At 64.8% G+C, this 19,688-nt stretch carries 21 protein-coding genes; 10 read left to right on the top strand and 11 right to left on the bottom strand.

Annotated elements, in window-relative coordinates; all coding sequences use genetic code 11:
• Positions 1–43: 43 nt before the first annotated feature.
• On the bottom strand, positions 44–517 hold the full coding sequence (locus BLU17_RS15760; RefSeq protein WP_091998022.1) for a universal stress protein: 474 nt from the start codon (positions 515–517) through the stop codon (positions 44–46).
• A gap of 326 nt (positions 518–843) precedes the next feature.
• On the opposite strand from BLU17_RS15760, the gene BLU17_RS15755 reads away from it, so the two are divergent.
• Positions 844–2,403 (top strand): MFS transporter, encoded by a 1,560-nt coding sequence (locus tag BLU17_RS15755; RefSeq protein WP_091998210.1) that lies wholly within the window; start codon positions 844–846, stop codon positions 2,401–2,403.
• A 113-nt stretch (positions 2,404–2,516) separates the two neighbouring features.
• Here BLU17_RS15755 and BLU17_RS15750 read toward each other — a convergent pair whose 3' ends face one another.
• A complete protein-coding gene (locus tag BLU17_RS15750) occupies positions 2,517–3,107 on the bottom strand; it encodes an acyl-homoserine-lactone synthase (RefSeq protein ID WP_091998020.1) in 591 nt (196 codons plus the stop codon).
• Between the two features lie 168 nt (positions 3,108–3,275).
• Here BLU17_RS15750 and BLU17_RS15745 point away from each other — a divergent pair, with 168 nt between their 5' ends.
• Positions 3,276–3,593 (top strand): helix-turn-helix domain-containing protein, encoded by a 318-nt coding sequence (locus tag BLU17_RS15745; protein ID WP_218137020.1) that lies wholly within the window; start codon positions 3,276–3,278, stop codon positions 3,591–3,593.
• Here BLU17_RS15745 and BLU17_RS15740 read toward each other — a convergent pair.
• The 3 genes from BLU17_RS15740 to BLU17_RS15735 all read right to left on the bottom strand — a co-directional run bounded on the left by BLU17_RS15740 (position 3,577) and on the right by BLU17_RS15735 (position 5,209).
• Positions 3,577–4,281 carry a helix-turn-helix transcriptional regulator gene (locus BLU17_RS15740; RefSeq protein ID WP_091998018.1) on the bottom strand — a complete coding sequence of 235 codons (705 nt, stop codon included), beginning with the start codon at positions 4,279–4,281 and terminating at the stop codon, positions 3,577–3,579. The genes BLU17_RS15745 and BLU17_RS15740 overlap by 17 nt on opposite strands.
• Before the next feature lie 163 nt (positions 4,282–4,444).
• Positions 4,445–4,627: a hypothetical protein gene (locus tag BLU17_RS32410; protein WP_143189264.1), complete on the bottom strand. Its 183-nt coding sequence runs from the start codon at positions 4,625–4,627 to the stop codon at positions 4,445–4,447.
• Between the two features lie 141 nt (positions 4,628–4,768).
• Positions 4,769–5,209: a DUF3005 domain-containing protein gene (locus BLU17_RS15735; RefSeq protein WP_091998206.1), complete on the bottom strand. Its 441-nt coding sequence runs from the start codon at positions 5,207–5,209 to the stop codon at positions 4,769–4,771.
• A 315-nt stretch (positions 5,210–5,524) separates the two neighbouring features.
• Between BLU17_RS15735 and BLU17_RS15730 the strand changes: the two genes are divergently transcribed.
• Positions 5,525–5,758, top strand: a complete 234-nt coding sequence (locus BLU17_RS15730; RefSeq protein WP_091998016.1) for a hypothetical protein — start codon at positions 5,525–5,527, stop codon at positions 5,756–5,758.
• 118 nt (positions 5,759–5,876) lie between these two features.
• Entirely contained in the window at positions 5,877–6,800 is a 924-nt protein-coding gene (gene epsC / locus BLU17_RS34260; RefSeq protein ID WP_091998013.1) for a serine O-acetyltransferase EpsC, read from the top strand.
• 50 nt (positions 6,801–6,850) lie between these two features.
• Here the strand turns inward: epsC and folE are convergent, their stop codons facing one another.
• A complete protein-coding gene (folE, locus tag BLU17_RS15720) occupies positions 6,851–7,513 on the bottom strand; it encodes a GTP cyclohydrolase I FolE (RefSeq protein WP_091998011.1) in 663 nt (220 codons plus the stop codon).
• A 120-nt stretch (positions 7,514–7,633) separates the two neighbouring features.
• Positions 7,634–8,557, bottom strand: coding sequence for a LysR family transcriptional regulator (locus BLU17_RS15715; protein ID WP_091998008.1), 924 nt, complete (start codon positions 8,555–8,557; stop codon positions 7,634–7,636).
• A gap of 325 nt (positions 8,558–8,882) precedes the next feature.
• Between BLU17_RS15715 and BLU17_RS15710 the strand changes: the two genes are divergently transcribed.
• The 5 genes from BLU17_RS15710 (at position 8,883) to pcaC (ending at position 12,961) form a co-directional block, all read left to right on the top strand.
• Positions 8,883–9,578 (top strand): 3-oxoacid CoA-transferase subunit A, encoded by a 696-nt coding sequence (locus BLU17_RS15710; protein ID WP_091998006.1) that lies wholly within the window; start codon positions 8,883–8,885, stop codon positions 9,576–9,578.
• Between the two features lie 17 nt (positions 9,579–9,595).
• Entirely contained in the window at positions 9,596–10,255 is a 660-nt protein-coding gene (locus tag BLU17_RS15705; protein WP_091998003.1) for a 3-oxoacid CoA-transferase subunit B, read from the top strand.
• A 131-nt stretch (positions 10,256–10,386) separates the two neighbouring features.
• The gene (locus BLU17_RS15700) at positions 10,387–11,754 is read left to right on the top strand and encodes a 3-carboxy-cis,cis-muconate cycloisomerase (RefSeq protein WP_091998001.1); all 1,368 of its coding nucleotides are present in this window, start codon (positions 10,387–10,389) and stop codon (positions 11,752–11,754) included.
• Between the two features lie 29 nt (positions 11,755–11,783).
• Positions 11,784–12,572 carry a 3-oxoadipate enol-lactonase gene (gene pcaD / locus BLU17_RS15695; protein ID WP_091998000.1) on the top strand — a complete coding sequence of 263 codons (789 nt, stop codon included), beginning with the start codon at positions 11,784–11,786 and terminating at the stop codon, positions 12,570–12,572.
• A complete protein-coding gene (gene pcaC / locus BLU17_RS15690) occupies positions 12,572–12,961 on the top strand; it encodes a 4-carboxymuconolactone decarboxylase (RefSeq protein ID WP_091997998.1) in 390 nt (129 codons plus the stop codon). Before pcaD ends, pcaC begins: the two co-directional genes overlap by 1 nt.
• 82 nt (positions 12,962–13,043) lie before the next feature.
• Here pcaC and BLU17_RS15685 read toward each other — a convergent pair whose 3' ends face one another.
• On the bottom strand, positions 13,044–13,292 hold the full coding sequence (locus BLU17_RS15685) for a hypothetical protein (RefSeq protein WP_091997997.1): 249 nt from the start codon (positions 13,290–13,292) through the stop codon (positions 13,044–13,046).
• Positions 13,293–13,532: 240 nt separating this feature from the next.
• Positions 13,533–14,861, bottom strand: coding sequence for an omega-aminotransferase AptA (aptA, locus tag BLU17_RS15680; RefSeq protein WP_091997995.1), 1,329 nt, complete (start codon positions 14,859–14,861; stop codon positions 13,533–13,535).
• A 169-nt stretch (positions 14,862–15,030) separates the two neighbouring features.
• Between aptA and BLU17_RS15675 the strand changes: the two genes are divergently transcribed.
• Positions 15,031–16,443: an aminotransferase-like domain-containing protein gene (locus BLU17_RS15675; RefSeq protein ID WP_091997993.1), complete on the top strand. Its 1,413-nt coding sequence runs from the start codon at positions 15,031–15,033 to the stop codon at positions 16,441–16,443.
• Positions 16,444–16,462: 19 nt separating this feature from the next.
• Here the strand turns inward: BLU17_RS15675 and BLU17_RS15670 are convergent, their stop codons facing one another.
• Together BLU17_RS15670 and BLU17_RS15665 are read right to left on the bottom strand one after the other, a co-directional pair.
• Positions 16,463–18,835 (bottom strand): DNA polymerase II, encoded by a 2,373-nt coding sequence (locus tag BLU17_RS15670; RefSeq protein WP_091997992.1) that lies wholly within the window; start codon positions 18,833–18,835, stop codon positions 16,463–16,465.
• A gap of 72 nt (positions 18,836–18,907) precedes the next feature.
• Positions 18,908–19,525, bottom strand: a complete 618-nt coding sequence (locus BLU17_RS15665; RefSeq protein ID WP_091997990.1) for a LysE family translocator — start codon at positions 19,523–19,525, stop codon at positions 18,908–18,910.
• Positions 19,526–19,688 lie beyond the last annotated feature (163 nt).

The raw sequence follows: 19,688 nt of genomic DNA, 5'->3' as shown, positions 1-19,688 counted from the left end.
ACGGAGCGCAAGCGGCATTTCGAAAACGCGGTGCTTTGGGGCGCTATTGATCGCCGGTATCGGCAGCGTTGCCCGCGGCGGACGGGATGAGCAGAACGGGCAGCGACGATTGGCGCACGCAGCGCTCGGCAACGCTGCCGAGGATAAGACGCTGGAAGCCGCGGCGGCCGTGCGTGCCCATCACGATCAGATCGGCGCCCGCGGTCTTCGCGGCGTTGAGCACGAGCGTCGGGACGTCGTCGAGCGAAGACGCTTCGCCCGTGAGCATGGCGCCTTCGACGCCTCGCTCATGCATCGCCTTGTTCATTTCTTCGGCGAGTTCGTTGCCCTGCGCGATCATCTGGTTGCGCAGGATCGACGGGTCGTAGCCGGGCGCGTCGAAATACATGGGCGTGTTCTCGATCACGTAATACGGCTGCAGGGTCGAGCCCATCGCCTTCGCCAGCTCCAGCGCGGCTTCGAAGGCGCGGCGCGACGTGGCGCTGCCGTCGACGGCGACAAGGATGCGTTTGTACATAAGACCTCCTCTTTGGTGGGATCGAGAATCGCGCGGCCTCTGGTTATGTTTTGCCGGGGCCGGCGCGGCGTGTCGTGACTGGCGAGAAGCTTAATGGATCGCGAGCAAATATGCAGTCGGACTGTATGAAAGATGGAAGGCGCGGGAAGGAAGATCAAGGGGTTTGCGTCGGAATAGCGTGCCGTTACCTGCGATTCCAGTTGCTTTTTCGTTCGGTTGCGCACACACCGTCGTACCGCTATCGTTGCGTCTTTTTCGCCCCGCGCAGTTTTCGCCCCGTGAAACCTTCCTCCGCCAGCCTGCCGTTTCGCGACGCGCTGCTTGCCATGCTCGGCATCGGCCTCGTGAACATGCTCGTCGCGCTCGATCAGACCGTCGTCAGCACTGCGTTGCCGTCGATCGTCGCAGAACTCCACGGTTTCGAATTTTACGCGTGGATCGCGAGTGCCTACCTGCTGGCCTCGGTCGTAACGGTGCCCGTGTTCGGCCGGCTCGGCGATTATTTCGGCCGCAAGCGCTTCGTGATCGCCGCGGTGATCGTGTTCACGGCGGCTTCGGTGCTGTGCGGACTGGCAACCGACATGCGTTTTCTCGCGGCGGCGCGCGCGTTGCAGGGGGTAGGGGGCGGCATGATGGTGGGGACGGCGTTCGCCTCGATTCCCGATCTCTTTCCCGACCCGCGTGCGCGCGTGCGCTGGCAGGTCGTGATGGCCGCAGCCTACGGCATCGGCACGGCAGCGGGGCCCTCGCTGGGCGGCTGGCTCAGCGAGCACTTCGGCTGGCGCTCGACCTTTCTCGTCAATCTGCCGGTCGGCGCGCTCGCCCTCTATTTCATCCGGGCACACCTGCCGCGTTACCGGCCGGCGCGCGCCGGCGACGTCCGCATCGACTGGACCGGCGCTGCGCTCGTCGCGCTGGTGCTGGGCGGCTTTCAGACGTTCATCGAGGCGGTGCCGAAAGACGGACTGACGACCGGCAACGCCGTGCTCGCCGCGGCGGTGCTCGCCTGCACGCTGGCGCTGCTCGCCTGTGAGCGCCGCGCGACACACCCGATCATTCCGCTCGACCTCTTTCGCGATCCGCAGCTCGTCACGCTGTTCACGCTCTCGACGCTGTCGGGCTTCGTGATGTTCTCGCTGATCTTCTTCGCGCCGCTTCTCCTGCAGGGCGGCTTTGGGCTGTCGCCCCAGGAAGCCGGCCTGCTGGCGACGCCCATTGCCGCCTGCATCGCCCTTGGCAGTCTGATCAACACGCGCATCGTGATCCGCCTGCGCAAGCCCACGACGATTCTCACGGCCGGTTTCAGTCTGCTGGTCGGGGCGTCCGCCGGCCTTGCCTTCGCGTCCCGGCACACGGCGCACCTGTGGCTCGAACTGACGATGTCGGCGGTGGGCATCGGACTCGGCTTCATCCTGAACAACCTCAATATTTTTGGCCAGGAGATTGCCGGGCGCGAGCGCTTCGGCATCACGACCGCCTTGCTGCAATCGACCCGCATGGTGGGCGGCATGCTCGGCACCAGCATCGTGGCGACCATCGTCAACCATCGCTATGCGGCCGGAGTCGGCGACGCGCTGGCGGTCCTCGGCGCGCCGTTGCGGCAGCGCTGGCACCTTCAGCTCGCCGACCCGCGCGTGCTGATCGACCCGGCCTTGCGCGAGACTCTCATCGCACAGATGAAGACCGCGGGTCTCGACGGCGAAGCGCTGATCGATGCGGTGCGCCATGTGCTGGTGGACGCGATCCACCTGGGAATCGGGCTGACCGGCTGCGCGGCCCTGGCGGCGGCGCTATGCGTGGGGCGGATTTCCCATATCCGTTTCGCACGCAGTGCTTCGGCGCCGAAAAGCGGCGAGGCGCGAACCGATGAGGTCAAGGTCGAATGAGACCCCATGAGGTCTGTGGCCTTGCAAATTTGGATTTGTCGGGCAAAAAAGCGCGACGATCGTCGAAGACCGCCGCGCCTCGCCGGTAAGTTCTCTTCCCTCCGGCGCGATACTCAGGCCGCGTTCGCCATCGGCCCGAAAAGCGCGCTGTGGGTCTGCTGGCTCATCGCGATTTCGAGCGCGACGGCGTTCTCTACGCCAATGCGCATCGGCGCGCCGATCCGCGCCAGTTCGATGCCCGTGCGGCGCAGCAGGCGCTCCATCGGCGTCGTGGTCACCGTCACGTAGCTGCTGATGCCCGCGCGGTCGGCGAACGAAACCACTGCGCGCATCGCGCCCAAAGTCACGTCGGCGAAGCCGAACGCCTGATCGTTGCCCGACTCGATGGCGAAGCGGCTCAGTTCCCAGACATTGCGCGCCGCCGGCGCCGCCTTGCCATGAAGCAACTGCGGGAAGGTATCGCGCAGCATATTCGGGCCTTCGGTGGGCATCATGCGCCAGCAGCCGCGCACCTGTCCCGCGCCATCCTGGATCAGCATGTAATGGGGCCCGAGCGCGTCGTAGCCGTCGATTTCCATCCCTGCGATGGTGGGAATGTCCCAGCCGAGCCGGTCGCGGAACACGCGTGCCCGCAACCGGTACATCTCGTTGATGTCCTCGTTGTTGAAATCCTGTCTCAGTCCGATCCGTATCGCAACTTGCATGACAACTCTCCCGTTTTGTGTGGAAGCGCGGCAGTACGGTTCGAAAGCTATGCGTTATGAATATAAAAAAACACCTATCTAGATAGGTAGGTGCGGAGGTAGGGGCTCTTAAGGAGAATCACTTCGGCGGCAGTCACTCATCAGGCATATCTGACAGCGAGAGTCATCATGGAACTTATGGACAATCAATGGCACTCGGGTGCGAATACCATTTCGTCTTCCGGGGATCTGTCTTCGGTAATCGACCGCGTCCTGATCATTGCGTACCGGAAGAAGAAGAAAGAGAGCCAACGCCGCTTCTGGGCGCGCTTTGGCGTGACGCAGTCGCGCGGCAGCCGGTTCGAGTCGGGCGCGGAAATCCCGCCGCCGGTGTCGATCTTGCTCGGGCTGTACTTCAACAAGACGATTTCGGACGGCGACCTCGGCCGCGCCGAACGCGTGCTGCGCCGTCCCGAAGCACCAATGGTGCTTAGCCCGGGTCAATAAGACCCATTTGGGTTGCAATCACGGCTGCCGCACGCCGTGAGTTCACGCCGAACTTCCCGCGAATGTTCTTCATGTGGAAGTTCACGACGGCTTCAGAGCAATTCAGGATGTGAGAAATCTCCCAAGTGGACTTGCCTAGCGCAGTCCACTTGAGGCATTCCTTCTCGCGCGGCGTGAGTTTCGGGATCAGCGACTGGACATGGTCGTTCAGGTGCCGCCGGCTCGTGTCGAGCACGAGATCGCGCAGCAGTACGAGATTCGGCAGCGCGCGGTTCACGTCGTCCCAGAACCCGTCGGTCGGGTTAGCGTCGTTGACGAAGCACAGCATGCCGATTTCCTGACGCGGGCCGTGGATCGGCAGAGTAATGCCCGCGCGCAGCCCATACGAGCGGGCCTCCTCATACATGGATTGCTGCTGCTCGCTCGAAAACAGTTCCGGCGACCAGATGAGCGGCGACGAACGCGTTGTGCAATGCGAAACGGTAGGATCGAAATATGCCATGCCGTGGTCGTTGTACGTCTGCCGCCACGCGGTGGAATAGTTCGTGCGGATGAACGCGTCCTCGAGCCTCATGCCCGGGCGCGGCAAGATAGCCAGCATGACCTGGCTGAATCCCCACGAACTGGCGAGCTCGGCCACCGCGCCGAACCACGCCGCCTCTTCGGGCGCGTCGAGCACGGGTGACATCTGCTCAATGAAATGTAGAGGCACGTTCAACACTCTCCATCTGCGCTGGGCGAGATCGCGAGCCAACGCCCCCGCATCCGCTCCCCGCTTCTTATGATGTAAGAATTTATCACTAAATCCCTACGTGACTGCCCCTCGTTCGCATAGCAGTCGGGTTGCCCGGTCATTTGTGTCGGATTTTGGGGACAGCGGAGAGAATTTCAGCGGATCCTGAACAGAAAGAGCGCATCTCCGCCGGAATGCGCATTTTCGCCGGAGATTGCCCGATACCCTCCATACCAATAGAACCGGGCTTCATTTCGAAGCCGGAAAAAAGCGGATGCGGCTGCGGATAATGGCCGGTCATTTATCCGCTTTCGATTTTCGCCGCAGTTTTTCATTTCGCCTTTTAACTGCGTTCGACTGAATCCAGTTTGATTCCGCCAAGGGCGCGAGAAACGACTGGATAATCGAAGCGGTCCGCCACCGCGTGGACGGCGGACCTGTCTCAGGACTTGCGGTGCAACTCGATCACACGCGTCGGACGCAGGTGGTTGAGCGCATAGTGGATGCGCCCCGGGTTGCGACGCCCGTTGGGCTCGCGCGGATCGGCGAGCTGCCAGTTGACGTCATCGGGCACTTCCGGCGCGGCCATGCCCTTATCGACGGCCTCGTATCCGGACTGCAGCGCAAACGGCAGCCGGTGGCTACCTGTGCGGCTGTCGAAGCCCGCGAGGCCGTCGTCGGCCTCGGCCACGCTGTTGACGAGCGAGGCATTGCTCGTCGTCACCTCGTCCGGGCCGATATAGCCGTCGCCTGCGAGGCGCGCGGCTTCGCGATTCTTGCCGTCGGTGTCGACCGAACTGTCGTGGGTGCGGTCGTTGTGGAGTTCGGCGCTGCGTGGCCGCGACCGGGATGCGTTCGCGTCTTCCACGTTGGTTTCGTGCATGTCGTCGGGACGATTCATGATGCTTCCTCCTTCGAAGACCATTCAGCAACGGTTCAGCAAGCGCCGTTCCACTGCAGCGCCGCAACCCTTGAATCGGGATGGAAAGCAAGCCGGTTCGCCAGGAGAACGCCTCCAGCGATGTTGCATTTTTTTCGTTGGTTCGGCCTTTTTCCCAGGAGTATGATCCTCTTTCAACGAGTTGGCGTGCTTTCGATTAATGGGCCGGGCGAGGGCCCACGCTGTGGCTTTGCCGCACGATCCTGAAATGCACGCGCCACAAAAAATGGACGAGGCAGTCAGGGGCGGGTGACACACATGCACTTCGACGCTGCATTTACGCATCGCGGCTATTTGCTCAATTGCGCACCGGCACGCGCCGGTGATGGCACGTACCAACCGTATGTGGTTATTTCGCGCTCGAGCGACGGTGAACTCGTTGCCAACCGATTTTTCCCCGCTGATTTGCGTTTCTCCGACGAAGCGGCCGCCATTGCCCATGCACGCGACTGGGCCGTCCGCTGGATCGACGCGAGCACGGTCACGCTTTGACCATGCGCGCGGCGTAGCGGTCTGCCGCCGGGACCGCTTCGGCGAGTTCCCGCGAAACGCGGTAATCTCTGGGGCCGATACACTCCTGAGCGGACCATGCGTCTGCCGCTGCATCACCATGTCCAATGCTGCTTCCCCCGACTGGGGCCTCGAACAGATCGTCGCCGACCTGCGTGCGTCGCGTGAAGAGCGACACCGCACGCGCCATCCGCTCGGCATTCGCGAATTGCCGTCACGCGACGCGGTCGTCAACATCGTGGCCGGCCTGCGCGCCGCGCTTTTCCCCACGCATTACGGCGCGCCGGACCTGACCGACGAGAGCATCGACTACTACGTCGGCCAGACGCTCGACAGCACCTTGCGGCTGCTTGCCGAGCAGATTCGCCGTGCGTTGCGTTTCCTGCCGGATAGCACGCTGGCGAGCGACGACGCGCTGCGCACGCGCGCATTCGAAGTCGCGCGCGAGTTCGGCAGGCAACTGCCCGGCATACGCGCGCTGCTCGTGAGCGATATCCAGGCAGCATTCACGGGCGACCCGGCCGCGCAGCACATCACGGAGATTTTGCTGTGCTATCCGGGCGTATGGGCCATGACACACCATCGGCTCGCGCATGCATTGCACCGCCTCGGCGTGCCGCTGCTCGCGCGCTTCATCAACGAAATCGCGCATTCGGCGACGGGCATCGACATTCACCCGGGCGCGCAGATCGGCTCGAGCTTCTTCATCGACCACGGCACAGGCGTCGTGATCGGCGAGACGGCGATCATCGGCGAGCGCGTGCGCCTGTACCAGGCCGTGACGCTCGGCGCGAAGAGTTTCGCTGCCGATCTCGACGGCACGCTCGTGAAGGGCAACGCGCGCCATCCGATCGTCGAGGACGACGTGGTGATCTACGCCGGCGCGACGATTCTTGGCCGCGTGACGATAGGGCGCGGCTCGGTGATCGGCGGCAACGTGTGGCTCACGCACAGCGTGCCGCCGGGCAGCAGCGTGCGCCAGGGCAAGGTTCGGGAGATCGAGCGCGGCGACGAAGGCGCCTGAAGCGAGGCGCCTGATGGGGCATGCGGTCCCGTCAGGCGCCGCTCACGTATTCAGGTATTCGCAACGCTCATCGCGCCCGGATTGCCGACGATGGAGAGAAATTCGCGGCGCGTGGAAGGGTCGGTGCGGAAGGTGCCGAGCATGCGCGACGTGACCATCTCCACGCCCGCTTTATGCACGCCGCGCGTGGACATGCATTGATGTGCCGCTTCGAGTATCACGCCCACGCCCTTGGGCTGCAGGATTTCATTGAGCGTGTCGGCGATCTGCGCGGTCATCTTCTCCTGGATCTGCAGACGCTTTGCGAATGCATCGACGAGGCGTGCGAGCTTCGAGATGCCCACCACGCGATGCTCAGGCAGATACGCCACGTGCGCGCGCCCGATGATCGGCACCATGTGATGTTCGCAATAGCTCTCGAAGCGGATGTCCTTGAGCACGATCATTTCGTCGTAACCGTCCACCTCCGAGAACGTGCGCGACAGGATTTCACGCGGATCGACCTGATAGCCCGCGAAGAACTCTTCATAGGCGCGCACGACGCGTGCAGGCGTGTCGATCAGCCCCTCGCGCGCGGGGTCGTCGCCGGCCCAGCGCATCAGCACGCGCACGGCGTCCTCGGCTTCGGCGCGCGAGGGCCGGCCGGCCGGCGCGCTCGTGGTTGACGCTTTCTTGCGTTGCTTCGCTTTCGTTGCCTTTTTTTCTTCGCTCATGCATGGGCTCCCATCGTGTGGCAGGACGCCGCCGGGGCGTGCACCGCGGACGCACATTGTTTCATGTTTTGTCAGGCTTGGTGCGACGTGGCCGCGGCGGCCCCATCTGCTTTTGCGCGCTCATTTGGGCCACTCGTCCATGGCGTCGTTGAACAGTTCCGCCACCACGCCGCGTAACCACGCCCCCCGAGGCGCGTTGTGATACTTGCGGTGCCAGTGCTGCCTGAGATCGAAGCGAGGCAGTGGCAGCGGCGGCTCGACGAGCGTGATCGATGCGTGCTCCGAGACATAGGCGAAGCCGATGGCATGCGGGACGGTCGCGATGAGGTCCGAGCGCGTGAGAATGAACGGCAAGCTCATGAAGTGAGGGGTTTCGAGCACGGCGCGGCGGCGCATCCGCCGCTTCTCCAGATAGTGTTCCAGTACTTCCTGGCTACGCCCTTCGGCTCGCACGACGGCATGGCCCATGTCGAGGAACTGCTCGATCGTCATGGGTTTGCCCGCGAGCGGATGGCCGCTGCGCATCATGCAGATGAAGCGGTGGGTGAAGAGGCGCTGCTGGAAGAAGTTGTTGCCGCCCAGGTCGGGAAAATAGCCCACTGCGAGATCGACATCGCCCGATTCGAGTCCGCGTTCCACCTGGCTTGGCGGTAGCGACACCGAACGCAGATTCGCGTTGGGCGCACGCTCGGCGAACACTTGCAGCAGGCGTGGGAGAAAAACGATCTCGCCGACATCGGAAAGGGCAATCGAAAACGTATGCGTGCTCGTGGCGGGATCGAAGTCCTGCGCCTGCAGCATGCCTTTTTCGATGTGGACCAGCGCGTCGCGCGCCGCGGGAATCAAGCCGAGCGCTCGCGGGGTGGGCTCCATGCCGCGCGAGGCGCGCACGAACAACGGGTCGCCGAAATATTCGCGAAGCTTGCCGAGCGCCGTGCTCACGCGCGGCTGGCTCACGCCGAGCCGTTCGGCGGCGCGGCTCACGTTGCGCGTTTCCCCCATGGCCACGAGAAAGGGAATGAGGTTCAAGTCGAGGTCTTGCATGAGGAATGGCGAACGGCCGCGATGGACTATGTCGAAACCGGATAGAGACTAGTTGATGAATTGAAAGCCCGCATATCGGGATATGTGCGCACGGCCTTTCCTGGCCCGAAAGCGCGGAGGAAAAGTGCGTGGCGCTTCGGTGCGGGTTGGCTGCGGCGCGAAGCGGAAACAGTCGCGGTATGTGGGTTGCCCCGCCTTGACAAGCGCGCAAGTCCGCTTCGATAATGCGCTGATCGTTCGCTAAACGAATCGGTGTTCGTATAAAGAACATTTACGATCGAGTGACGTGGACCTTCCGCGATGTGCATCGCTTTCAGGAACAGGCATGATCAACAAGATTTTCGACTCGCTTCAAGGCGCCGTGGCCGACGTCCATGACGGCGCCACGGTGATGATCGGCGGCTTCGGCACGGCCGGTATGCCCGCCGAACTGATCGACGCGCTCATCGAGCAGGGCGCGCGCGACCTCACGATCGTCAACAACAACGCGGGCAACGGCGACACCGGTCTTGCCGCGCTGCTCAAGGCGAAGCGCGTGCGCAAGATCATCTGCTCGTTCCCGCGCCAGACCGACTCGTATGTGTTCGACGCGCTCTATCGCGCCGGCGAAATCGAGCTCGAACTCGTGCCGCAGGGCAATCTCGCCGAGCGCATTCGCGCGGCGGGGGCGGGCATCGGCGGCTTCTTCACGCCCACGGGCTACGGCACGAAGCTGGCCGAGGGCAAGGAAACGCGTCTGATCGACGGCCGCCACTACGTGCTCGAGTCGCCGCTGCATGCGGACTTCGCGCTCATCAAGGCGTACAAGGGCGATCGCTGGGGCAATCTCGTCTATCGCAAGACGGCGCGCAACTTCGGCCCGATCATGGCGAGCGCGGCGAAGGTCGCCATCGCTCAGGTGTCGGAGGTCGTCGAACTCGGCCAGCTCGATCCGGAAAATATCGTGACTCCCGGCATTTTCGTGCAGCGCGTCGTGGAAGTGCCGCAAGCGGCCCATCGAGCGCACGGCCAGGCAGCCTGAAGGAACGGAGAGAGGCAATGAAACGACTGAATCGCGACGAAATGGCCAAGCGCGTGGCCGCGGACATTCCCGAAGGCGCCTATGTGAATCTCGGCATCGGCGTCCCCACGCTGGTCGCCAACCACCTCGATCCGGGCAAGGAAATTTTCCTGCACAGCGAGAACGGCCTGCTCGGCATGGGTCCGGCGCCCGCGCCCGGCGAGGAAGACGACGAACTCATCAACGCGGGCAAGCAGCACGTCACGCTGCTCAAGGGCGGCGCGTTTTTCCACCATGCAGACTCGTTCGCGATGATGCGCGGCGGCCATCTCGACTACTGCGTGCTCGGCGCGTTCCAGGTGTCGGTGAAAGGCGACCTCGCGAACTGGCATACGGGCGCGCCCGACGCCATTCCGGCCGTGGGCGGCGCAATGGACCTCGCGCTTGGCGCCAAGCAGGTGTTCGTCATGATGGAGCTGCTCACGAAGCAGGGCGAAAGCAAGCTCGTGAGCGAATGCACCTATCCGGTGACGGGCGTGGGCTGCGTGGGCCGCATCTACACGGACCTCGCCGTGCTCGACGTCACGCCCGAAGGGCTCGCCGTGCGCGAGATCTATTCGGACATCGACTTCGACGCGCTCCAGAAGCTCGCCGGCGTGCCGCTGATCGACGCGACGCGGAATCGCAGCGCAGCGTAAACTGGCGGCGTGCACGACTTGCGCACCGCGCGCGTTCGTGGCGCGGCGGCCGGCGGCCCACGCCGCTGGTTGCCGCGCCACCGGCCATCTGATCTGTACTGAACGCCTGTATTTTCCTCGCACCACTTTCCATGATTGAACGCCTCACGAGCCTGATCTGCGGGACCGGACCGATGAACGCGGTCTGGTCGCCGGATGCCACGCTGCAACGCATGCTGGACGTCGAGGCGGCGCTGGCGCGCGCCAGCGCCGCACACGGGGTGATTCCGCAGCCGGCCGTGGCCTCGATCGTCGCGGCCTGCTCGGCGGATCAGCTCGACGCGCAGGCGCTCGCACGCGACGCCGCGCTCGGCGGCAATCTGGCGATTCCGCTCGTCAAGCAGCTCACGGCGCGCGTGAAGGCTGCGGACCCCGAGGCCGCCAAATACGTACATTGGGGCGCCACGAGCCAGGACGTCATCGATACGGCCACCGTGCTGCAGTTGCGCGACACGCTCGCGCTCATCGAGCGCGGCATCGACACGGCCTGCGCGACGCTGGCGGGCCTCGCGCGCACGCATCGGACGACGCCCGCGGTAGGGCGAACGTGGCTGCAGCAGGCGCTGCCCATCACGCTCGGCCTGAAGTTCGCGCAATGGCTCGACGCCATGCTGCGTCATCGCGAACGGCTTGCCGCGCTGCGCGAGCGCGCACTCGTGCTGCAGTTCGGCGGCGCGGCAGGCACGCTCGCCAGCCTGCGCGACGCCGCGCCGAAAGTAAGCGCCGCGCTGGCACAGGACCTCGGTCTTGCGTTGCCTGCGTTGCCGTGGCACACGCAGCGCGACCGCATTGCCGAGGCCGCATCGTTCTTCGGCATGCTCATCGGTACGCTAGGCAAGATTGCCCGCGACATCTCCCTGCAGATGCAGACCGAAATCGGCGAGCTGGCCGAACCGGCCGCGGCGGGCAAGGGCGGCTCCTCGACCATGCCGCACAAGCGAAATCCGGTGGGGTGCGCGGCCGTCCTGACGGCTGCGACGCGCGCGCCGGGCCTCGTCGCGACCGTGTTCGCCGGCATGGTTCAGGAGCACGAGCGCGCGCTGGGCGGCTGGCAAGCGGAATGGGATGCGCTGCCCGATCTGGCGCGCCTGGCTGGCGGCGCGCTCGCGCAGATCGAACAGATCGCGGCCGGTCTCGAAGTGCGGCCCGGGCGGCTCGCAGAGAATCTCGACGCGACGCACGGTCTCATTCTCGGCGAGGCGGTGATGCTCGCGCTCGGCGATCAGATCGGCCGCCTCGATGCGCATCATCTCGTTGAGCACGCATCGAAATCCGCGGTGCAAAGCGGCCGCTCGCTCTACGAAGTCCTCGCGGCGGACCCCGCCGTCACCCGGCATCTGGACGAAGCGCGCCTGAAGGCGCTGCTCGATCCGGCCAGCTACGTGGGCGAGGCGCACGCTTTCGTCGATGCGGTGCTCGCGTCGTACGAAACGAATGCAAAACAACGCGCTTCCCATTGATCATTGAAGACACTCGAGGAGTAACACGCATGCCTTACGCAGCCGTCAACGACACGCAGTTGTTCTACCGCATCGACGGTGCGGAAAACCGCACGGCGCCGTGGGTGGTTCTGTCGAATTCGCTCGGTAGCGACATGTCGATGTGGGCCCCGCAGATCGCCGGATTCACGAAGCACTTCCGCGTGCTGCGCTACGACACGCGCGGCCATGGCCACTCGGCGGCGCCCAAGGGCCCGTACACGATCGAGCAGTTGACGGGCGACGTGATCGGTCTGTTCGACGAGATCGGCATCGAGCGCGCGCATTTCGCGGGCGTCTCGATGGGTGGTCTGACGGGCGTGGGTCTTGGCGCACGTTACGGCAACCGCATCGATCGTCTCGTGCTTTGCAACACGGCCGCCAAGATCGGGACGCCCGAGGTGTGGGTGCCGCGTGCGGCGAAGGCGCGCAGCGAAGGCATGCTCGCGCTCGTCGACGCGGTGCTGCCACGCTGGTACACGGCCGAATTCATCGCGCGCAATCCGCTCGTCATGTCGCAGGTGCGCGACGTGTTCGTGCATACCGACAATGAGGGATACGCTTCGAACTGCGAAGCGATCAACGCGGCCGATCTGCGCGGCGAGGCTGGATCGATCAAGGCGCCCACGCTGGTGATCTCGGGCACGCACGATCTGGCCGCCACGCCCGCGCAGGGCCGTGAACTGGCCGCGTCGGTGCCGGGCGCGCGCTATGCCGAGCTGAACGCCGCACACATCTCCAACGTCGAGCTCGCGGACGAGTACAACAAGATCGTCGTGGATTTCCTGCTGGGGGCGTGATGAACGACGAAGAACGCTACGAAGCGGGCATGCAGGTGCGCCGCGCCGTGCTGGGCGACACGCATGTCGATCGCTCCCTCGCGAATCGCACGGACGTGACCGAGGAATTCCAGAACCTCATCACGCGCTATGCATGGGGCGAGATCTGGACACGCGAAGGCTTGCCGCGCCACACGCGCAGCCTGCTCACGATTGCGATGATGGTCGCGCTCAACCGCAGCGAGGAGCTCGCGCTGCATCTGCGCGCGGCGCGCAACAACGGCGTCGCGCGCGACGAAATCAAGGAAGTGCTGCTGCAGACCGCCATTTACTGCGGCGTACCGGCGGCGAATTCGGCGTTCCATCTCGCCGATCGCATTTTCCGCGAGCAGGACGGCGAACAGACTTAAGCCACGTGCATGAGGGCAGCGCGGGGCGGGTTGCCCTGACTTCTTTCCTTTTTCCGTTCCGCCGGGGCAACGCTCAAGAGTCCTACTCTTCCGGTTGTACGTCGGCCACATAGCGGCGCAGGCATGCGAGCAGCGCGGCTTCTTCGGCGCGGCTGGCGGCGTCGCTGGCCGATCCGGCGTCGCGTTCCTCGCCGAACATGGCCGGTGGCGCGGGGATGATGTCGACCTCGCGGCCGTCGCGGAGTACGCGGATTTGACGGGTCGCTTCCAGATACTCGGCGATCCAGTGGATGCCCTCGATATGCGTGCCTGTGCGGATTGGCATCTTCATGGGATTCCCTCCTGGCGCAATAGCAAGGTGTGACGGATAGGGCAACGATACGCCGATGGCGCGTTCGGTGCTTGAACCGTGAATGCGGCCCATACCGGCCCGACCGCGCAATCCTCTCGCCTGAAAAGGGGCGGCCCGCAAAAAAAAGCGGCCCGAAGAGCCCGGGCCGTCCGTGCGCCGCATCGCCGCAGGGAGCGTGCAGGCATGCAAGGGCTCGCGCCCTCGCACGCGCATCGCGTATTACTGCACCGTGGCGAGCACGTCGCGCACCGTGCCGAACAGGCGCGCGATTTCTTCCTCGCTCACGATGAGCGGCGGCGAGAACGCGAGAATGTCGCCCGTGAAGCGGATCAGCACGCCCGCCTCGAAGCACTTCACGAAGACCTCGTAGGCGCGCGCGCCCGGCGCGCCATCGCGCGATTCGAGTTCGACGCCGGCGACGAGCCCGAGATTACGCACGTCTTTCACGTGCTTTTCGCCACGCAATGCGTGTGCGGCGGCTTCGAACTTCGGCGCGAGCGCTTCGGCGCGCGCGAAAAGGCCTTCGCGGCGATACAGGTCTTGCGTTGCGATCGCGGCCGCGGCGGCGAGCGGGTGCGCCGAGTACGTGTAGCCATGGAAAAGCTCGATCGCGCCCGGTGCGCCGCCGTTGACGATGGTGTCGTGAATCGTGCGGCTTGCGGCCACGCCGCCCATCGGCACGGCGGCATTGTTGATCGCCTTGGCCATCGTGATGATGTCGGGCGTCACGCCGAAATACTCGCTGGCGGTCGCCTTGCCGAGGCGGCCGAAGCCCGTGATGACTTCATCGAAGATCAGCAGGATGCCGTGCTTCGTGCAGATCTCGCGCAGGCGTTGCAGATAGCCTTGCGGCGGAATCAGCACGCCGGTCGACCCTGCCACGGGCTCGACGATCACGGCGGCGATCGTCGAAGCATCGTGCAGCGCGACGATGCGCTCGAGTTCGTCGGCGAGGTGCGCGCCCCACGCGGGCTGGCCCTTCGAGAACGCGTTGTGCTCCGGGCTGTGCGTGTGCGGCAGATGATCGATGGCGGGCAGCAGTTGCCCCGAATACGCCTTGCGGTTGGCGCCGATGCCGCCGACCGAGATGCCGCCGAAACCCACGCCGTGATAGCCGCGCTCGCGGCCGATGAGCTTCGTGCGCTGGCCTTCGCCGCGCGCGCGATGGTAGGCGAGGGCGATCTTGAGCGCCGTATCGACCGATTCCGAACCGGAGTTCGTGAAGAACACGCGGTCGAGCCCGGCCGGCATGACTTCGGCGACCTTCCTTGCCGCTTCGAACGCGAGCGGGTGGCCCATCTGGAAGGTCGGTGCGAAATCGAGCGTCGCCGCCTGCTGGGCGATCGCCGCGACGATCTCCTCGCGCGCGTGGCCCGCGTTCACGCACCAGAGCCCCGCGCTGCCATCGAGCACTTCGCGGCCGTCGGTCGTGCGGTAGTACATGCCCTTGGCCGATTCGAGCAGGCGCGGCGCGGCCTTGAACTGGCGGTTGGCCGTGAACGGCATCCAGAACGACGAGAGATCGTCGATGACGGGGCGCGAAGTCATGGGTTTCCTCCTCAGGTGGGTTTCATGCAACTGTAGCGTCCGGACTTGAACGACGGCATAGACAGTCTCTATACTGATCTGGAAACCGTGCTGGACAATTCGCGCCAACTGTATTGGTCAGCGATCGAATCGCTCGGGCTTTCCCTCGCATCGCATTCTTTTCTCCCAGATGATCGAACTCGCACTGGAGCGCGGCCGCGGCGCTTCGGCCACGCTCGTCGAGCAACTCGTGCTGGCCTTCACGCGCGCCATCGAGGCGCAAACCCTGCGCGCGGGCGCGCTGCTGCCTTCGGTGCGGCAGCTCGCGCAAACGCACGCGCTTTCCACCTACACGGTGACGGAGGCGTACAACCGGCTCGTTTCGATGGGCCTCGTCGTCGCACGGCGCGGCTCGGGCTACCGCGTGGCGTCGCGCAGCGAAAGTGCGGAGCCGGCGCGCGCAAGCGTGACGGGCTGGCAGCCGCCCACGCTCACGGCCACGTGGCTGCTCTCCGACGTATTCGCGGACCACTCGGTGCCCATCAAGGCTGGCTGCGGCTGGATGCCGGGCGAATGGATCAACGAGAGCGGCCTGCATCACGCGTTGCGCGCAACGAGCCGTGTACCCGCGGTGCGCCTTGGCGATTATGGGCACCCCTACGGCTACGCGCCGCTGCGCGAGCGCATCGCGGCCCAGCTCGACCGGCAAGGGCTGCCCGTCGAGGTGTCCAACGTCCTGCTCACCCAGGGCGCGACGCAGGCGCTCGACCTCATCGTGCGCACGCTGCTGCGCCCGGGCGATTCGGTCCTCGTGGAAGACCCCGGCTACTGCAACCTGCTGCAGATCCTCAAGCTTGCGGGGCTCGCGGTGCACGGCGTGCCGCGTACGCCGGCGGGGCTCGATATTGAGGCGCTCGAACGCCAGGTGGCCGCCCGCCAGCCGAAGGCGATCTTCGTGAACACGACGCTGCAGAACCCCACGGGCGCGACGTATACGATGGCCAACGCGTTCCGCCTGCTGCAGATCGCCGAGCGCGAGCGCATGTGGGTCGTCGAGGACGACGTGAGCCGCGAGCTGGCGCCGACCGGCGCGCCCCTGCTTGCGGCGATGGAAGGCCTGCAGCGCGTGCTGTACGTCGGCGGCTTTTCGAAGACGGTCACGCCTTCGCTGCGTTGCGGCTACGTCGTCGCCGAGCGCGACGTGCTGCGCGAACTGGCGCGCGCGAAGATGGCGGTTGGGCTCACGTCGTCGGCGACGATCGAGCGCATCGTCGACAAGGTATTGCTGGAAGGCCGCCACGCAAGGCATGTCGAGCTCGTGAACGAGCGGCTGAAGGCCGCGCACGCGTGCGTGGAGGAGCGGCTGGACGCGCTCGGGCTGGAGGTGTTCCATCGTCCTCGCGCTGGCCTCTTCGTATGGGCGCGCCTTGCCGTCGAGCCCGAGCGCGCCGGGGCGATTGCCACGGCGGCGCTGCGCGACGGCATCTGGCTCGCCCCGGGCTCCTATTTTCGTCCCGACGATGAACCGAGCGCGTGGTTTCGCTTCAACGCGCCGTACTCGACGGACGACGCGCTCTGGCGATTCATCGAGCGCATGCGATAGGGATAGGGCGCGCCCGGAATCAGAACAAGCTCCGCTGCCCCGACATGACGGTATCGAAATCCTCGCGCAGGAAGGGCAAAATCGCGTCCGCGACGGGCCGTAGCTGCCGGCTCACGTAGAACGCGTAATCGAGCGGCGAGCTCAGCGTTTCGAGCGGCTCGGGTCCGGCCGTCGTCATCACATAGCTGATCCAGCCGCCGTTCTGATACTGGAGCGGGCGCCCCTTCGCGCGATTGAACTCGTCGGCCACGCGCGCTGCTCGCACGTGCGGCGGCACGTTGCGCTGGTACCCGGCGAGCGGCCGTCGCAGGCGTTTGCGGTAGACGAGCTGGTCGTCCATCTCGCCGTCGAGCGTGCGTCGCACATAGTCGCGAATGTATTCCACATACGGCTCGCGCTGGAAAATGCGCCGGTAAAGCTCGCGCTGGAACGCCTGCGCGAGCGGCGTCCAGTCGGTGCGCACGGTTTCGAGACCTTTGAACACGACCTCTTCTCGCCCGTCCTTCGCGAGCGTGAGGCCGGCGTAACGCTTCTTGCTGCCTTCCTCGGCGCCGCGCACCGTGGGCATGAGAAAGCGCGAATAGTGGCGCTCGAACTGAAGCTCCAAAGCGCTTTGGAGACCGAAACGTTCTTGCAGATCGCCCTTCCACCATGCATTAACGTGTTCGACGAGCCGCTTGCCGGTTTCCGCGGCGCTGGCCTCGCTGTGCGCTTGCTTGAGCCAGACGAAGGTCGAATCGGTATCGCCATAGATCACGTCGTAGCCCTGCGCCTCGATGAGCTGGCGCGTCTTGCGCATGATCTCGTGTCCGCGCATCGTGATCGACGAGGCGAGGCGTGGATCGAAAAAACGGCAGCCGGTCGAGCCGAGCACGCCGTAGAACGCATTCATGATGATCTTGAGCGCCTGCGAAAGCGGAGCGTTGTGCTGCCGCTTGGCATTCTCGCGCCCCTCCCACACCTGGTGCACGATTTCCGGCAGGCAGTGCGTCACGCGCGAAAAGCGCGCGCCGAGGAAGCCCGGCACGGAGGCTTCGTCGCCGGGGGCGCTCAGGCCTTCGATCAGCCCGGCAGGATCGATCAGAAACGTGCGGATGATCGACGGATAGAGGCTCTTGTAGTCGAGCACGAGCACCGAGTCGTAGATGCCCGGGCGCGAGTCCATGACGAAGCCGCCTGGGCTGTTTTCGCCCACCACGTCGCCGAGATTCGGCGCGACGTAGCCGAGCCGATGCATTTTCGGCAGATACAAATGCGTGAACGCGGCCACCGAGCCGCCGCTGCGGTCCACCGGCAGCCCCGTCACCGACGCGCGCTCGAGCAGGAAGGCAATCAGCTCTGTCTTCTCGAAGATACGCGTGACCAGTTCGCAATCCTTGAGGTTGTAGCGCGCGAGCGCGGGCTTGTCCTCGTCGAAGCGGCGCTGGATTTCGTCCATGCGCTGATACGGATTGTCGATCGACTTGCCTTCGCCGAGCAGCGCCTGCGCTACGTATTCGAGGCTGAACGACGGAAAGCTCCAGGTGGCGGAGCGCAGCGCCTCGATCCCGTCGATGATGAGGCGGCCCGCCACGCCCGCAAAGAAATGGTTCTCGCGCATGCCGTGCTCGCGCCACTCCATGACCTCGCCGCCGCGGCCAAGACGCAGCGGCACGCCGGTTTGCCGGGCATGCTCGTGCAACACGCGCAAGTCGAACTGCACGAGATTCCAGCCGATGATGGCGTCGGGGTCGTGCTTTGCTATCCAGGCGTTGAGGCACTCGAGCATCTGTGCGCGGCTCGCGCAGTATTCGAAGTCGAAGTCGAGTGCGCTTGCGTCGCCGTTCGCGGGGCCGAGCATGAAGACCTGGCGTTGCCCGCAGCCTTCGAGCGCGATGGAATACAGCTCGCCCCGGGCACTCGTTTCGATGTCGAGCGAGACGAGGTTCAGGCGCGGGCGATAGCCGTTTGCCGGTTTCATCTCGCCGTCGAGCAGCAGCTTGCCTTCGGCCTCTGCCGCATTGCCGCGAAACAGGACCGGCGCGGTGATGAACCGCTCCATCATGTAGCGCTCGGGCGGTTGAATGTCGGCTTCGTAGACATCGACGCCGGCTTTCGCGAGATGTCTGGCGTGCACCGACAACGCGCGATATTGCGGCGAGTAGAGGCCGAGCACGGGGCGGCGCTGGAAGTCGCGCAACGAGAGCGGTCGAAGCTCGGCGCGCGCGTCGCTCTTCAGTGCAATGCGCGCAGCCGCTTCCTGCGCGGCCGGCACGAACGCGACGGACGGCTGCGCCCGCAGGCGCAACTGGCGCGGGCCCGCCCCGGTCGCGAGCCAGAAGTCGACCTCGGTGATGTCTCCCGTATCGCGCCAATGGCGGGTGAGAATAAAACCCGCTTCGAACTCAGACAAAATGTGACTCCGCCGCCCATGTTTCCCGGTTGCGATTGTAGCGTTTGAACCGGAGGAGGTCGGCGTGCCACTTCAATGCCGGATCAGATGCGCGAACATCGGATACAGCGAAACGAGCAGCGAAAGCGCCATGGCCACGTTGAAAACTCGCAGCCGCCGCCGGTTCGAGAGCAAGCGCCGCATGCCGGTGCCGAACGCGGCCCAGATACAGATGCAAGGCAGCCCGATCACGTAGAACAGAAAGGCCATCATCATCGTATTGGTGCCGAAGTTCGCGGAAAGACGGATCGTCGTGGCGGCCGTGAGCACCATCATCCACGCCTTCGGATTGACCCACTGGAAGGCGATGGCTTCATGAAAGCGCATGGGGCGATGCTCGCCGCTCTTCACCTTGAGGTCGCCCGAGGTGCCGATTTTCCACGCGAGATAGAGCAGGTACGCAATGCTCGCGGTTTCCAGCACGAAATAGAGCGATGGAACATGCCGGAACACTTCGCCGAGCCCGAAGCCGACCGAGAGCATGAGGACGACGACGCCAGCGCTGATACCAAGAATATGCGGCAGCGTGCGGCGAAAACCGAAGTTCACGCCGGAAGCGAGCAGCATGGTGTTGTTGGGGCCGGGCGTGATGGTCGTGACCACGACGAAGAGCATGCCGGCGGGAAGCGCGCTGAACAGTTCGGGCAGCATGATGCGAGGAACTCCGGAAAGAAGAGGCAGAATCGACCGGAATCAGTTTATCGGCGATGTTCGGTACAGTACCGGTACAGATGCGAGTACGGCTGGCGGTACGGATTGGGGTGGGGCCGGCGCGAACTGTTCGAATCATCGCCATAAGGAACGGGAAGCGAGA

Source organism: Paraburkholderia lycopersici (assembly GCF_900096975.1).
In the GTDB taxonomy this organism is placed as follows: Bacteria; Pseudomonadota; Gammaproteobacteria; order Burkholderiales; family Burkholderiaceae; genus Paraburkholderia; species Paraburkholderia lycopersici.
This window is presented reverse-complemented; position numbering and strand designations above follow the sequence as displayed.